Source organism: Lactococcus sp. LG1074 (assembly GCF_017309525.1).
In the GTDB taxonomy this organism is placed as follows: Bacteria; Bacillota; Bacilli; order Lactobacillales; family Streptococcaceae; genus Lactococcus; species Lactococcus petauri.
The window spans coordinates 56910-72393 of the sequence record NZ_CP071294.1; the positions used below are offsets into that span (position 1 = coordinate 56910).

Annotated in this window: 14 protein-coding genes; all 14 read right to left on the reverse strand. The window is 35.4% G+C overall.

Going from position 1 to position 15484, the window contains the following annotated elements; genetic code table 11:
• Positions 1-13 precede the first annotated feature (13 nt).
• Complete coding sequence (locus J0J36_RS10295) at positions 14-931, reverse strand: hypothetical protein (RefSeq protein ID WP_206886806.1); 918 nt, start codon at positions 929-931, stop codon at positions 14-16.
• A 23-nt stretch (positions 932-954) separates the two neighbouring features.
• Complete coding sequence (locus tag J0J36_RS10300; protein WP_206886807.1) at positions 955-2271, reverse strand: DUF3991 and TOPRIM domain-containing protein; 1317 nt, start codon at positions 2269-2271, stop codon at positions 955-957.
• A 62-nt stretch (positions 2272-2333) separates the two neighbouring features.
• Positions 2334-3548 (reverse strand): MobP2 family relaxase, encoded by a 1215-nt coding sequence (gene mobP2 / locus J0J36_RS10305; RefSeq protein WP_206886808.1) that lies wholly within the window; start codon positions 3546-3548, stop codon positions 2334-2336.
• A 6-nt stretch (positions 3549-3554) separates the two neighbouring features.
• Positions 3555-4001 carry a hypothetical protein gene (locus J0J36_RS10310; protein WP_003136438.1) on the reverse strand — a complete coding sequence of 149 codons (447 nt, stop codon included), beginning with the start codon at positions 3999-4001 and terminating at the stop codon, positions 3555-3557.
• Positions 3998-4228 (reverse strand): hypothetical protein, encoded by a 231-nt coding sequence (locus J0J36_RS10315; RefSeq protein ID WP_206886809.1) that lies wholly within the window; start codon positions 4226-4228, stop codon positions 3998-4000. Before J0J36_RS10315 ends, J0J36_RS10310 begins: the two co-directional genes overlap by 4 nt.
• 9 nt (positions 4229-4237) lie before the next feature.
• Positions 4238-4474: a hypothetical protein gene (locus J0J36_RS10320; protein WP_003136435.1), complete on the reverse strand. Its 237-nt coding sequence runs from the start codon at positions 4472-4474 to the stop codon at positions 4238-4240.
• A 364-nt stretch (positions 4475-4838) separates the two neighbouring features.
• Complete coding sequence (locus J0J36_RS10325; protein ID WP_003136434.1) at positions 4839-5606, reverse strand: hypothetical protein; 768 nt, start codon at positions 5604-5606, stop codon at positions 4839-4841.
• Between the two features lie 12 nt (positions 5607-5618).
• Positions 5619-6086, reverse strand: coding sequence for a single-stranded DNA-binding protein (locus J0J36_RS10330; RefSeq protein ID WP_206886810.1), 468 nt, complete (start codon positions 6084-6086; stop codon positions 5619-5621).
• Positions 6087-6107: 21 nt separating this feature from the next.
• Positions 6108-6668: an EF0163 family protein gene (locus J0J36_RS10335; protein ID WP_206886811.1), complete on the reverse strand. Its 561-nt coding sequence runs from the start codon at positions 6666-6668 to the stop codon at positions 6108-6110.
• Between the two features lie 18 nt (positions 6669-6686).
• The gene (locus tag J0J36_RS10340) at positions 6687-7805 is read right to left on the reverse strand and encodes a glucosaminidase domain-containing protein (RefSeq protein ID WP_003136429.1); all 1119 of its coding nucleotides are present in this window, start codon (positions 7803-7805) and stop codon (positions 6687-6689) included.
• Positions 7806-7816: 11 nt separating this feature from the next.
• Positions 7817-10381, reverse strand: a complete 2565-nt coding sequence (locus J0J36_RS10345; RefSeq protein ID WP_003136428.1) for a hypothetical protein — start codon at positions 10379-10381, stop codon at positions 7817-7819.
• The gene (locus J0J36_RS10350; RefSeq protein ID WP_042753265.1) at positions 10378-10668 is read right to left on the reverse strand and encodes a hypothetical protein; all 291 of its coding nucleotides are present in this window, start codon (positions 10666-10668) and stop codon (positions 10378-10380) included. Before J0J36_RS10350 ends, J0J36_RS10345 begins: the two co-directional genes overlap by 4 nt.
• Entirely contained in the window at positions 10658-12757 is a 2100-nt protein-coding gene (locus J0J36_RS10355) for a pLS20_p028 family conjugation system transmembrane protein (RefSeq protein ID WP_206886812.1), read from the reverse strand. The genes J0J36_RS10350 and J0J36_RS10355 overlap by 11 nt, the downstream gene beginning before the upstream one ends.
• Complete coding sequence (locus tag J0J36_RS10360; RefSeq protein ID WP_206886813.1) at positions 12744-15479, reverse strand: type IV secretory system conjugative DNA transfer family protein; 2736 nt, start codon at positions 15477-15479, stop codon at positions 12744-12746. The genes J0J36_RS10355 and J0J36_RS10360 overlap by 14 nt, the downstream gene beginning before the upstream one ends.
• Between the last annotated feature and the right edge of the window lie 5 nt (positions 15480-15484).

Consider the following 15484-nt stretch of genomic DNA (forward strand, 5'->3'; position numbering starts at 1 on the left):
ATTTCCTCCGTTGTTATTTTGTAAGCCATACTTTAAGAATGAAAAAGGCAAGGATGACACTAATATTTATAATGAACGTGTATCCGGTCTTTTGTTTTGGCGACATTGTTTTTTGTTTTTCAAAATAAACATCTTTTACTTGCTTCAAACTTTTTCCCTTTAAAGTGAGAGCTGCAGCACAAAAGAATTGAATAATTTTGTGAAGTTTAAAGAGAAAATGAGTATAGGATGAATTAAGGAGTTCTTCTTCGGAATTTGAAAGGCGAATAAAGGGGCGTCGAACTGGAGTAAGCACCCCTTTTAAATGCAATTCTATCTTCCCGTGCATTACCTGGTTAGGCAAACCATATTGTTTTTGAAGGCTCAACACAGAAATTTTTTCTTTTCCGAGTGAAGTTAAAGCAAGCAAAGGTTGATCAGAGTTGAATACGTGGGATTTATTAAAGACATCATCAGAGATACTGTCTTTTAGCTCTAAGATAAAGTAATCAAGTAAGAAAAGTGCTAAGGCTGCGACAACGATACTTGTATATAATTCATTAAAATTTTTCCCAGATAAATAAGTTGTTAATTCAGAAAGACCATGAAATCCCCCAACAAAGAGGAGTAATATTAATTTTCTTCTATGACGAATAACAAAGTTGAGGGAATTTTTAAAAATGTTTTCTCTTAAAAAATGACCGTTGGTCATTTTAAATGTCACAATCAAAATAAGAAAAATAAAACTGAACGGCAAAAGTAGCGATTCAATACTTCTTATTTCTTTAATAAATTGAGGAGAAGATTTGAGTAAAGGTAAAAGTAGTGAAAGGAGAGCTGCAGGGATAAAAACTCTATAATAGGCTTGATAAAGTTCACGGATGAGGATTAATAGGTTGAGCCAAAAGGTATTAAGTTTGAAAGATTTTGAGGTTGTGTGTGTGTTTTCCATAATGTTTCCTTTTTATAAAATGTTTAAGCAAACTCCATTTCTTGAGATGTTTCTGGAGTTGAAATTTCTTTTTGAGTTTCTTTTCTATTTAATGCATCATACCCAAATCTCTGCAAGTCATGTTTTGAAATACGTTGAAAATCGTAAGTTTTGAGTAGCTTAATCACTTCTTCTTTGCTTGTCGCATCAAAAATTACAGGTTGATTAACATATTCTTCAGGTACATCATTACCAATAAACTCGACTTTATATTTGTCCTTTTGTCTTGAAATTTGAGCAAATTGATGACGTTCTGGATTGATAAATTGAGGGGAAACCTCTAACTGTCTTACAAATTTTAATTGATCGTTCCAATCTTTAAACATTTTGTTTGGGCTATTATCAATGAAGAGACGATTATTTTTATACTCTGGAGCTTGTTGACGAACAATTGGATAATCTAAGAATTTTTGAATAAAGTCTTGACCAGAACGTTTCCCAAATTTATCAGGCGCATCATTGTCCATGCCGAGTAAGACTTGGAATTTATTTATATCTTCTTCGTCATCAAAATTATGTTCCATTGCCAAATAGTTCATGATGTTAAACACAGTGTTTGATTTTGTACTTGAACCATCAATTGAAGCGAGCATTGAATTTTTTAATGTTGGATGAAGTGACCAGTAAGATAAAGCATCTATGGGGGACTCAAAAACATAAAGTTTTTCGACTTTTTCTCCCAATTGTACGTTAAATCCAAAACCAGACTCGGAGTTTTTAGCAATCCCTTTAAACCGCCCTCTTTTCCCAAACTTCTCGGGATCATATACAGTTCCTTGCACCGTTGCGCCTACTTTTACACCATGTTTAGCATGATAAAAAACAGCTTGCTTATAATAATCTTCTTTAATGTAGTTTTTGCTCATAAGGTGGGATATAATCCTCTCATCAAGTTTTCTTTCATTGATAAGATAATTTTTTACTGCTGTTTGTTTATTGTCCGCTGAGCGATTGAAATAATCGTTAAAAGGTTCTTTTTTGAAAGAACTTTCATTTTTAATTTCTACTTGATCATAATTTTCTGTAAGTAATTTATTGACGGTTTGAGGGAAATTGAGGTTCGTCATGATTTTTACAAAATCAATAACAGAACCTCCCGTTCCTGCTGCTTGTCCAAACAAAGAACTGTGCATATGAAAAGTATTTTTAAGTTCAGAAAATACGAGTCCTGAATTTTCAACACTGCGATAAGAGTACTTACTGTTTCCTACTTTATGCACTTTAATTCCAAGAGATTCTGCCACCTGCAGTATAGAAACTTTGTTTGCTTTTTCAATTTGTTCGTCTGTAAATCGTGCCATTGAATAACCTTTCTAAGATAAAATAAAAAACTCGACTGTTGAACAGAGGAGTTGTAGATGAATTATAAACTGTGGTCAATTTCCCACTGAAGTTGCTCGAATTCTTGTTGCCGTTTAACTTCTTCACGTGATTTTTGAAAACTTCTTTTCAATAACTGAAGGTTCACACGTGGTTCTTGTGAGAACTGATATTTTAATTGTGTGTGTTGATTTTTATTGCCTTTTACTTCCTCGTCGTATTTCATGAGGTCTTTTAATATGGTGTTTCCCATATTGCTATAAAGTGTATGCATTTTATTTTCTTTATAGTCATTAAATCGTCCAGGATGTACTTTACTCTCGCCATATGTTTCTTTAATAAAGTCGTTTTCTTTATCCAGAGATTGTTTAAGCTCCTCAAATTCTTCAGGACAAAAGTGGTCAATATAATATTGAGAAATCTTATTGATTTGACTACGAAAATCATTCATTGCATTATTATTGTACTTCCAGAGTTGCTTGTTTTCTGGAAGTGATTGATGCAGTTCTTTATACATCTTTTGCATTTGGAAAGACGCATGAAGTTTATTTTGTAACTCTTCTCGATTACCTATCTTATCTCGAATAAGCGTATCGAATTTTATTCTTTCTTTGCTACGATCCGCAATATGATTAGCCACTTGACTTTTTAAATTATCAATCGCCTTGTAAGGCATATAACCTGGTCGCTCATGCTTCCATTTACCCGTTTCTTTATCTTTGTACCACTTTTTTTCTTTTGAAGGACATGGCTCGACAATTGCTAAATGAATATGAATATTATCTGTATTGTAATGGATTGCGCCAGACCAAACTGCATTTTGCATGCCAGATATTTCTAAAACTTTATTCATTCCATTACGTGCCGAATTCATCACAACAGCTTCATCCACCTCATGTGTTTCTGAGTTGTATGCTCCAAACTTTTCTAACCACTCATTATCAAAACTTACAACTATCTGCCACATATTAGAGTCTGCTTTTTGAGCTGCTTGAAACTGCTTTTTGAGTGCCTGGACATCTCCATTTGAGAGTTGATTAGAGGAGTTATTGAAAAGCCCACTTGTCTTTTCTGGATTACTCATATACTTATTATAGTTATCGTAATCTGTATTTTTTAAATCATCTAAAGCAAAGTTTGTTTCATCTCTATAGACTTCTGCTCGTTTAGCTTCATCTCTTGCCATATACTTAATATAGTTTTTATATTTGCGATTACCAGGTGTCGCAAATTTAAAGTGACTGACTACTCCTACCATCTAACTTTACTCCTTGAAATCAAATGACGGTATTTCATTGTCTTCCGTTGAGGGTTGAGCAAAGTCTTGAAGTGAAGGAGCTTTTTTTGTGCTTTTTTCAGCTTGAAAGCCTTGCATTAAATCTTTCCAATTTGTTTCAGCTTGAGCAAGTTGCAGAGATTTATCTCTATACATCAATGATGGTGGATAGTGAGAATTTAATAGAATATTGTTGAGCATTTCCAAAGCAAGGTGAGAATTTTTTTCCGTTGCTCGAAGAGCCAAACGCATTCCTGTCCAGTCATTTTTTGTAAGTGCCTGGTCTCTTAATTGGATCAATTCACTAATTGCATTGTTTAATATCTCCGTATAACTATTTTTGGGGTTTTCTGATTTTTCTTTCATCATATAATCAAAGATTAACGGACTATTCTCACGACGAATAATAATATTAATTCTATCTTTTTCTGTCATTCTTTTTCTCCAAACATTTCTAATATTTTATTGGTGTATTCAATTTGTGAAGCTAATTTTTGCATAACCTCTGTTCTAAAATGAAAGAGATTATTTTCGGAAGTATTAAGAGAAGTTGAATACAATATCCGACGAATATATTCTTCACGACTTATTTTTTGTTTTGAAGCTTGCTGAGCTAATTTTATTCCGACATCTTCAGGAACATTTCTAACTTTAATTTCCATAGCTACTCCTTAAAACTTTTTGATAAGACTTCTTAAAAGTTCATTTTGTTTTTCCAAAACGGGTAAAATTGATTGATAAAAATTTGTTTCTAATTCTTCCAATTCATGTTTTGTATTTTTTAATTTAGTGACCTCAATGAGCAAGTCTTTTACGTATCTTTCTCTCGACTTTTTTTCTTTTTTTGCTTCGATTGAGAGTGAATACATAATTTCATCTGGCACATTTCGTAAATCTAATCGTCCCATTTTTGAGAGTACCTTCCATCTTCTTCATTTCATTAATTTACTTCTATTCGTCATCATGACGTACAGTAGTAAAAAGTGGGTAGAGCATAAGGGAAAACTGCCGTCAAAATTGACGGAAACCGCAGTGCGGTTTGTTTTTAGAGTGGGGTCAGTTTGAACATTTAAATCGTCACTATGACGTTAATCCGTCAAAATGACGATTACTTCAAAACCCTTGTCTTTACTAAACTTAAATAGCACACGTCACAGTGACGGATAGTCCTGTTTAATTACCCGTCACTATGACGTATGCTATTTTATCTAAAGATTTCCCCTAGATTGTTTAGCATACGATAAAAAATCTTCTTCTCTAACGAGATTATTTTTACTTATTTTCAAGTAAAGATATTTTATCTTTAAGACTTTGTTGGGCTTTCTTAGCTTCTTGAATTTGACCACGAACACTTTCAATTTGAGAGAGATTGCTGTCAATTTCGGAGTTCGTTTGTTTCTGTTCATCGGCTGTTTCAAAGTCAAGTTTCGTACGTAAGCGGTCGTTTGCTTCTTCGAATTTTTCAATATCTTTTGTCAGATTTTTAATTTTTTCATCGTAGTTTTTGATGCTTTGTTTGGCATCAGAAGTTAAATCTGAAACGTATCTTTGTTCATAATATTCCGTTGTCTTTTTCTCAAATGTTCCTTTTTCTTGAATATTTTTTTGAGTAATACTGATAGTTCCAAGCTCTTTAGTTTGAGAATTTTTAGGATCAGAAGTCAACATTTGAACAAGTATTTGCTTAATATTTTCAACTTTTGGAATAAACACAACGTAGTAGTTGAGATTAATTTGTTCAAGTTTTCCCTGAATTTCTTCCCCTGTTTGAGCATTATATATCTTTGTTTTTAGCTCCTGAAGTCCATTGCCTAAACTTCCTTGGTAGAACATTTCAACTTCAAGTAGAGAAGAATTTTTATAGTAACTAGCATTTTTAAAGACAAGAGACTCGTCATTATTTTCCATTTTTGCACCCACATGAGTTGTTTTTATCTCATTGTGATGTGTCGTATAGAAACTAAAACCTGAGAAACCACATGCAATAATAAAAAATATTGTGCCTACTATCTTGTAAATTTTTGTACTTATATTTAGCATTTTTCTTTCCTTCTACTCTGGTAACGGAGGAAAATCAAAAGAAGGGAAACCTTCCTCTATGTCACGTGGAAATGGTGGTTCTGATGGCAAGTTTTGTTCTACTTGCGGTGCAGTATTTTGATTAGGAGCTGCAGTTTCACTATTAACTGCTTTGCTTTGATTTACACTACTAAGAAGATTCCATTTGGAAACAACCATGTCATTGGAATATACTTTTTTTCCATCAGTGGCTATATAATTATTGTTTTTTAGATTGTATTCTGCAAAAATTAACGAACCTTTTCTTGCATATTTTGCAAAATATTCTGCTCGTTCTCGATAAAATAAAAGCGAGAATACATCATTATCTCGCTTTCCTTGGTTATTTTTATACTCCCTTTGACAGAATATATTGACACGTACAACGGCTAAATTACTATCAGTAAACCGTAGTTCTGGATCACTTGCAAGGCGTCCAATTACAAAACCTTTATTTAACATTATTTAATTCCTTTCGTAAATTTAGTCTGCTGTTGGCGAGCTAAACTGTGAGACGAGATATGATGTTTCCGTCTTTTTAAGTTGAACTTTATAGACTTGAACCTGTGGTCGTTTGGCAATAGTTTGCTTTACTAATCCAATGAAATTTCCTTCTGCGTCTTGATAAATTTCAATGGAATCGCTCGTAGATTTCATAGTTACAGGGACAGATACATCAACACTCATATGTTTCTGCATTTCTGGTGTAAGCAAATCTTTAATGTTCTGATTACGTTCATCAATGGAAGAGTAATTACAATATGTTTCAAGAAAATCTTCTACAAACGAAAGTTTTTCTTGATTTTCTGGAGAGTCTAAATTCATATTATTTACTTCTTCTACTGCAGTGGTTTCTTCTTTTGCTACACTTGTTTCTGATTTTTCAGGCTTGCTGCTATCTTTAATTATAAAGTCTGTTTCAACCATATTTTTTGGCTCAGTTGGTTGCTGACTTGCAAGCGAAATTGTTAAGGCAACACCCACAAACAAAATGGCAATTGCAGCAACAATTAGAGTTTTTTTTGATATTTTTTTTGTTTTCATTTGAACCTCTCATTAAAATTATTTAGGCGGAATACATATACTGGATATTGAACTATCCCATGTTCTATTCATCTTTTGAACGGTTTGAACTCCTGCGATATTTTGTTCATAAGTAGAGAACGCATTTCCTTTTACTGAAGCAATGATACCCGTATGTCCATACTGGCTATCTGCGACAGGACCAGGATACCAGTTAATCACAGCCCCTGCTTTTAAGTCACTTGCTTTAGGGTTAAATATAACTTTCCAACTATGTGCTCTAAATTGTTGAACGTTATCTTGACCAATCGCATAAGCATTCAGTCCTACTAAATTAAAGTTGGATATTTGATTAACATAAAATTTTGATAAAGCATAACATTGACCATCTCCCACTTGTTTCCCAAGCAGACCCTCGATAGAACTTATCGTGCCATTACCAGAATTTCCACCATTTCCGAAGTTAAAGTCAGAATCTTTCCAATGGGCTATAGCAAATTTATCATATTTTGCAACCCATTGATTAGACTGAATAATAGACATGCAGTTCGTGTAGTAAGGAGAACTTTCTGTAATACCTGCAGCCGCATATCCCCCTCTCCCTAAGTCGAGAAGGACAGAACCTGGGTCTTTTTTTCCAACCGCCATCTTGAAATTATCTTGTGTGGCAACCATGAAGCCATAGTAACTAAACCCTGCTTCTTGGTTCGGAAAGCGCATATAAAATCCGCCCTCACTTCCTCCAAAACCTCGAGGTGTTCCTTGAGGAAAAGGAGCTCCTGCAAACCATGTAATCCCGAAATTATTATTGTCTATGAGTGCTGAAGGAGCTTTCCCCCAACTGCTCTCATACGCATATTGAGACAGAATAACGGAAGGTAAGAGATGATATTTCACTGCCGTTCCCACTGCAAGTTGGGCTACCTTATCGGATATTTGCCCCTCACCTTTTATCTCTGAATATTTTGGAACAGTTGGAGTGAAGCCTCCTGTAAAATCTCCAAAACCTCCGCCATCATCATTATTTTGAGCCCCATTGATACTGACAACTGAAATCATTGTAGTAAAACTAGAGATTGCTCCTATTCCTAAAGAAAGAACTAATCCAAGAGTAACTCCATAAAATATGAGCTTACGCTTTAGACTTTTGAATATCATAGAATTCCTCCCTATGCGCCACCTTCAAAGAGTTCTAACTCCGCAGGAGAAACCCAATGATACATAATTAAAGGCTTGTCTGTTGCACCTACAAGCATCATTTTACTGCCTCGATTTTCTTCAATACCGTAGTTCTTAATGTCTTTATAGTCAAACTCTCTAAAGTCATCAGAGAAGTATTTTTTTAGTGTTGGAATTGCCGTAGGGGGCTGTTTCATCCACATTCTATATTGAACAAGACCAATGATATTGCTTATGTCATTCATGGCTTGACCAATCTCTCCGCCCATTTGAGCAGCATTAGGTGGCAACATTTTCGCCACGTTTTGAGTGGCTAATGTAATGTCAATAAAGAATTTACGACCTTCGGCTACGGTCATAGAGTAAGCTCGTGTTGCATAAGATTTATATGGGTTAAGTACGTTGTGACACTCGTCTGTAATGATTTGTGTACGTTTAATCTCACTCCATAGCTTACGACCTTGTACATAGTCTTTCCATTCTTGACGCCCGTTATTTTGTGCTTGTGACAAGAATAAAGAAAGGGCAACATTAAAGAGGGTATCATAGACAGGGTCTGTTGAGTTATCATTGATCATTGAAATATCAAAACATATCAATTGATTATCTAAGAGATTATCAAGGGTAGTATGTCCAATAAATTGCTTTCTATTCGGCTCAATAACTTCAGTAATCATTGAAATTAAATCATCTTCTACAGCTTTTCGAGTAGGTTCTTGTTCCTGGACAAATAATTTTTCAAGATAGTGCTTAAAATCTATAAAAGTGGGATACTCTTTGTTTGAAAGTTGAGTAATAGGTCGAGTCGCATTTGTCCCATAAATACCAAAATCAATGTAAAATTCTTTAAGAATTTGACGAATTTTAGCATTGGCATTAGTTGTTTTGAATTCATAAAGAATATTAAAACGATCCACAGTATCGGTAAGATGTGAATTAAATGAAGCATCCACATCTTCTTCCATATTATTTTCATCTGCTTTAGATACTAAACCGAAAACTTGTAACAAGTTAATTAAGCCATCCCGACCGTCAAGGTGTAGATATGCTCCACCAAGGCGCTTAACAATCTTTTGAAATTCTCCTGCCTTATCAAAGATATAGACAAAGTTTCCTCTCATCCAGTTGTCCTCGAGCATATGTTTGAGTAGTGTTGATTTACCAGACCCCAAACTCCCTGCCACAAATTTTGAATAGGAAAGTCTTGATTTTGATTTAGCAAAGGGATCAAAGTAAACTCGCCCTCCAGTCTGAGTCGAACCATAGAAAAAAGCCTCTCCATCATGAAGAAAGCTATTATTATGGGCAAATCCAATCCCAAAGGTTTCCGCAGGTAACTCAATTCCTTCTCTGAAGTTATTTTCAAACTTTGTTGCCCAGAGGCTATGACTAAGGAAAAAGGCTTGATAATCTGAGAGCATCATGCCAGGATAAATACGTGCTTCAAATTTAACTTCTTTATTCAAATTTGCGACTTTTTCTTCGAGTTCTTGAAGCGTAGGAGCTGAAATGAACAAACGAATTTCCATCGTTTTAATGACTTCCCCAACATCATTCATTTTATCTGCTAAGATACGCAACTCATTGGCGTTACGTATTGCCGCATCACTTAGTGTCGTTTTTCCACGCTTTCTCGCTTGAGCTGCTTCATCGTTATAATTCTCAACGGTATCACCAATTTCTACCTCATAATCTACATTGGGATTAATATGATAATCAACGGTCGCAACTTCCACGTGTTCATGGTTCACAATACTTGAAATCCAGAAATCTTTTTTCGTAAGAGGTAACTCGCTCACATACATAATCGCATGATAACCTTTAGAGCTTTGATAGTAGGTAAAACTTGTGCCAAAAACGAGTCCCCCGTGTGTTGCAGTTTCAATAATGTCACTATCCGCATGTTTTCTTTTAACAATTCTTGTATTTTCACTCAACTGTCCTGAATTATTGAACAGTTCAAAAAGAAGTTTAATTTCTTTTTTATCAAGTTGATCAAATGTAAACAGTTGCTTACCTGCAGTGACCAAGCCATCGATATTTTGCTCTAAATCCTCAATGCTTTCCCCATATACTGCAATAAAAGACTGTCTTGTTTTTACCCATTTTTCTTGTACCTTTAGCTTTTTCATCTCATAGTTGAGATATTGTTGCTTAATTGGGTCAGTTTCTGACTTCATCTTTTCATTGACAAAATCCTGATTATCTTTATTACTTTCGGGAAAATTCAAGTAAATTTCCTTAAATTCATTCTTATGTAACCTATGAAACTCCCAATAATCTCGAGTAAGTTTATCAAACTCTTCATCGGTAATCTTTGTAAGGTCATACGAAGTCGGACGAAATATCGCCTGATATTGTGTTACACCATTGTATTCTGATACAACATATCCATTTTCCAAGAACTCTGTAACTGGATAGGTTAAATCTTTGACCTTCTTTGACTTATTTGGAAATACCTTAGATTTTATATTTGGTAACAACTTTAACTTCTTTGCTTTTTTTTGCTTCATATTATCTGAAGCAAAATCATTTAAGTTCATATTATTCATCATTCATCTCTCCTGGAATCTCTCTCCGCAATATATATTTTGACAGGATTACTAACGATTAAAAAGATAACCTGCCAATGTTTTAAATTAACTGTCTTATTCGGCAACATTAACCAAATAGACAACACAGTGACAAGACTTATCCATATAAGCCTTAAGGGAGTTATCATCATCAGAGAAGTAACCATACCTGCTCCAATTCCCATAACAACCCCTCGTATGTCTTTTGTGGTTAAACCGCCTTTAATATCAAAGGCTTTTCGAATCCTTTTAGGTGTTTTAATCGCCATTAAACATATCTCCTCTCGGCTCTTGTGAAAATAGACCATCTGCCTTAAAAGGCTGTTTAGCCTGTTTTAGCTCTTGTTTGGCCTGTTTACGTTCAGATGACCAACCCATTGCTATTTTAGTTGTTTCTCCTGCTTGGTAGCCTTTTAAAGTCGCATTTTTTATGCCTTTTTGTGTAGGGGTAACTATTTCTTTAAGATTCGACTTCACTTCTTGACTTTCTTGTTGCTTAATGCCACGATACTTATCTTCCGCATTCTCATACGCAAGCATTGCTTCATCAACTTTCTTACGATTTGACTCTACTGTATCGGTTACAGCATGTGGTAAAGTCACTTCATCAAAGGCACGAACAGCTTCTTCATTCTGACCATTTAAAAGATCAGAGTAATCTGATGAAAGCCCATGTGTATCTACCTGTTCATTTGCTTTTTCAACCTTGTCATCAAAATCATCTGTTTTAAATGGCGAATTTTCATCTGAAGGAGAATTAGTAGAAGATTTTGCACCCTCTTTTTCCTCTGCAGAGGAGCTTTCTGAATTATTTGTGGAAGATTTCTGAAACTCTGAAGAAGTTTGTCCTGTTGAAGGTTCATCTGCCTTATTTTCAGTACCCTTACTACTTGTATCTTCTCCTGTAGTAGAAGAATGTTCCCCTTGACCAAATTCTGCACCAGTGGCTTGGTCTTGGCTTTTACCTTTGTGGTCTTTATGTTCAGACCCAATACCATTCATCGCATCTGCTTCTTCTTGAGAAGGTTGGGAAGATTTTGCACCAAAGATACTTCCTGCAATAAATCCGCCACCACGTGCTGCATTTCTTGCCGCAAATTTACTCATATCGCCTAACTTATTCATTCCTGAGCGGATAAGCTGTGAACCTTGGTTCATCGCAATGATTGAACGTGTCGCACTTTTAAGCCCAGCATCTACACCAAAGACAGACTCAAAAGCATTCGGACCGTCAATAACAGTTAAGAGTAAGGCAATTTTTAGAATAGAATTTAGAAGTAGCCCCCTTAAATCTGTGGTCGCAATCGAAGCGTCCACATACGAATAACCTATATTGAACAGGGTTTGCATAACAAAGATAACAAGGATAGCACCTAGACTGATAAAGAATTTTTGAGTAAGTGCAATCAATCTTTTTCCTGTTTTTAAATCAAAAAACGCTGCACCTTGAACCAATGCACCGTTATACCAAACTTCATAGGAGATTTGAGCAACTTTCCAAGTGAGAATAGCACTAACAACTATCCCCATGAGCAGATAAAAGAGTATTCTAAAGGAATTATATTTATACCGGTAATAATGCGACTCTCCAAAACCAAATTTACCTTTACCTAATTCTTTAGATTTTGCGGTTTTCCCCGACCAAATAATTTGGTGGCTCAGGATTTCCTTGCCATCTTTTGAGAGTTCAATCGCAGGGTCACCAACTTCAATTGTTTCTACTGGATTGATTCGTGATAAGTCAGAAACTTTAATGTTTCCATTTTTATCTTTGGGTAGATAATTTTTTTCCTTATCTTCCGCAAGCCCCGCTTTATCCTTACTCTCCCCACTTGAATTAAACTGCGAAACATCAAAATTATATTTTTTGTCAATATAATAAAGGTCAGTCACATTCTTTGAGATAATATTTGTGGACATTGAACTACTTTGATTGATATAATTTGCGACTTTAACTGTTGTACCTGTCGCTTGTCCCCATATCCAAGGAAAACCAATAATGACAATCATAGCAATAAACATATTTCTATAAAAATCATAAAGCGTTTGATCTTTTCCTCTATTGGTCATCATACCTATTAAGGTAGCCCCCGCAAAAACTATCCCTATTGCAATAAATAAGGGAAGATATTTTTTCATGAACTCTTGAAAAGCAGGAGAATTATTGATATTAAGCAATACAAGTGCTTTAGACGCCATACCATTCATAGCGTCAAGAATATTTGCCAAGCCAACAATTAAGTACCAAATCAGAGCTTTAAATAAGAAAGCAACATTTTGGAACAAGTCAAGAACAGAAAATTGATGTAAATAACTCTCCCATTGTTGGAGTTTATTGACTAATTCAGCTTCTTTCAATGATAACCCCCTTATTTTTTAACTCTTTATATTTCAAAAGAAATGCTCGACCTCTCTGAGATTTTTTAGCACTCTCCAACCATTTTTTAAACTTGGCGACCGATAATTCTGGGTCTTCGATATAACGAGAATGTTGCGCCCCGAACATTTCTTCGACCAATTTCAAAAATTCTGGATAGGTTTCGCCAAATATATCACTTACACTCAATGCACTGTCGTCCTTGAGTTCTTCAACGTTTTTTAGAATTTCCATAAGTATTAGATTTTCCCTTTCTTTTTTTGCTTCAGCTCGTTTTTCATTAATGGTCGTTACACTTTGACTACTTTCTTCTCTTTCATCAACTGTACGAGAAGAATGCCCCATAGGATGCTGAGAAGTAGTGTCATCACTAATATGAGCATTACGAGTAGAAACGGAACTAATAGCATTGTCGTTGGCACAAGAAGCATCATCCACGCTAGAATGACTGTGAATATCGCTGTCCATCGGGTCAGTACCTGAATGATTTTGTACATCCCATTCAGTTTCGGGTTGTTCTTTATTATGGCTTTGTTCTTGCTCATCATTTGTTTTATATTTTTCATTGAATTTGTCCTTATACTCTTGAATTTGAGCCGTGAAGCTCTCTAATTGGAAAAGTAAATCTTCTTTTTCTTCGGGTGTACCATAAAAATTTCGAAGCTCTTGACGAACCATAGCTTCTCCAATGATTAAATCAAGTAAATCATGAGGAACAATCAAGTCCTCGTCCTTAACAACACGGTCAAGTGGTTGTCCTGTTTTCGGGTCTGTCTCAAGGTTTTCCCTTAATTCCAATTCACTCAATTTTTTACCTTTGGTATCAAAATCTCCTCCTGCCTCACTAAACAGATATTCATAAGCAAATTTGGCATTCATGTAATCCTCATAGCCAATAATTTTGCCAGAAGCATCTTTCTTTTCCTTATAGAAGGCTTTGATTGGATAAGGGCGAATGGGTTTACCTTTTAAATCTTTCGTATATTTTGTACGATTTAAAACCCACTCTCCTTGCATTAAACGTGTAAGTTCGTCTGCTTTGAGTAGGTTTCTATCTTTCTCCATTTCTGTATAAGATTTATCTGAGTCTAAAGGGTCGCCTGAACGTTGTGTTGTAATAACCGTTGCGGGGCCAAGTTTTTCAGAAAAGTCTTTAGCTTCATCAAAATCATCTGCCTTAATATAATAGGTGTTCCCTGCAGCTCCAAGAATACTTTTAGATTTTGTCTCACCATAAACACCTTGATGTCCCGCTTTTGATTGAATAATGTGACCAAAAAGCATCCCACTTTGTAAGCCCGCATTATTGTAACGATCCATCCCTTCGACATCGGGTAAGTTTTGTTCTTCTTCAAGCCATGAACGCAAGCGAACATCAAACTCTCCCTCTCCCAATGTTGTTACCTCTGCTAGTTTCTGATAAAGCTGTGATAAGAACATTTTTAATATCTTTGCATTTGAAAAGTCTGAGTAAGGGAAAATGAGGAATAATAAAGTTGGCTTGCCATCTTTAGGATATGCCAAATCCACAAAATCAATATCGTGTCCACTAGTGAGATACTTAATATCTTCAGAGAAGAAATACTTCAGCTTAGAGGCAACCATCATATAAAATGAACTGGTTTGTTTCTTTTCAGCTTTTAGTGCAATTGAATAGGCCCGTCGAATGGGACTGGATGTCGGTAAGGTCAAAAAATAATAATCAAGGGTTGTTCGACCATTTTTATCTTTATCACTCGCTAGATAATCAATAATATCTATAAAAGCGGTCATATTTGCCCAACGTGGCATATTATACTCATAACCTAGTTCCGCCAACCAAAGAGAAAGTGCTTCAAAAATGGACATTGCACCTTCGTCCCAGACAGGCTCTTTTGCTTCGGGATTATTATAAAAAATATAGGAAAGAGACTGCACTCTTTTTTGTGCCTTACCAAATTCTTTATTCATATAAGCCTGTTGCACCTCATAAAGAGGGTTATACCTCAGAGAGTTCTTAGGCTCTATGAGGTTAAAAGCACGGATGTGAAATTTTTGACGTGCCAGCGGATGAAAATAGGTTCTGCGAATCAAGTCCCCTTTAATATCTGGAAGCAACATGCTATCGGGAATTTTTGCTCGAATATTCAAATCAAGCGTAGGGTATGTAATCGTTTGTGTTTTCCCTGATTGCGTTGCGCCCTGTACCTCTACATTGGTATTTGTCGTATCAATCCATACTTTATCTCGATCTGGATGAAAAGCAACAGGAACTCCTGCTCGACCTTCATATTCTTTATCTTTATCTAAGGAGACAAGCGTATATTGCTTATTCAGTTCTTTTTCAGTCGTCCAACGACTTGTCCCCTCTGTTCCCTTATTTATGTCCTTATAAGCCACTCGCTTATTATAAATTTTTCGCCATCTGAAGATATATACAAGAGCTAAAATAAGCAACAAACTCCCCATACCAACCACAGTAAACCGAGGATAGAGCATACTAACCCAGTTCTCTTTCACATAATTTACAAGGTTTGATGCAGAAGTAAATGTTTGTTGGAGGCCTTCCCCTGGTCTGACCTTAAAGAATACACCACAAGCAACGATAAAGTTAATGATAAAGTCGCCTAACACAATGATAACGACAGTTCCTAGAATGACTTCTGCCCATAATACCCATTTATTAGCGAGTATCTTTTTCCATTGTTTATATTCTTCGTTCATGGTTC

Bases quoted from the DNA above. Each gene is read 5' to 3' on its own strand.
- J0J36_RS10315 (WP_206886809.1), bottom strand. From the start codon at position 4,228: ATGGAAATTAAAGTTAGAAATGTTCCTGAAGATGTCGGAATAAAATTA.
- J0J36_RS10310 (WP_003136438.1), bottom strand. From the start codon at position 4,001: ATGACAGAAAAAGATAGAATTAATATTATTATTCGTCGTGAGAATAGT.
- J0J36_RS10340 (WP_003136429.1), bottom strand. From the start codon at position 7,805: ATGATATTCAAAAGTCTAAAGCGTAAGCTCATATTTTATGGAGTTACT.
- J0J36_RS10300 (WP_206886807.1), bottom strand. From the start codon at position 2,271: ATGGCACGATTTACAGACGAACAAATTGAAAAAGCAAACAAAGTTTCT.
- J0J36_RS10345 (WP_003136428.1), bottom strand. From the start codon at position 10,381: ATGATGAATAATATGAACTTAAATGATTTTGCTTCAGATAATATGAAG.
- J0J36_RS10330 (WP_206886810.1), bottom strand. From the start codon at position 6,086: ATGTTAAATAAAGGTTTTGTAATTGGACGCCTTGCAAGTGATCCAGAA.
- J0J36_RS10360 (WP_206886813.1), bottom strand. From the start codon at position 15,479: ATGAACGAAGAATATAAACAATGGAAAAAGATACTCGCTAATAAATGG.
- J0J36_RS10335 (WP_206886811.1), bottom strand. From the start codon at position 6,668: ATGAAAACAAAAAAAATATCAAAAAAAACTCTAATTGTTGCTGCAATT.
- J0J36_RS10325 (WP_003136434.1), bottom strand. From the start codon at position 5,606: ATGCTAAATATAAGTACAAAAATTTACAAGATAGTAGGCACAATATTT.
- J0J36_RS10350 (WP_042753265.1), bottom strand. From the start codon at position 10,668: ATGGCGATTAAAACACCTAAAAGGATTCGAAAAGCCTTTGATATTAAA.
- J0J36_RS10320 (WP_003136435.1), bottom strand. From the start codon at position 4,474: ATGGGACGATTAGATTTACGAAATGTGCCAGATGAAATTATGTATTCA.
- mobP2 (WP_206886808.1), bottom strand. From the start codon at position 3,548: ATGGTAGGAGTAGTCAGTCACTTTAAATTTGCGACACCTGGTAATCGC.
- J0J36_RS10295 (WP_206886806.1), bottom strand. From the start codon at position 931: ATGGAAAACACACACACAACCTCAAAATCTTTCAAACTTAATACCTTT.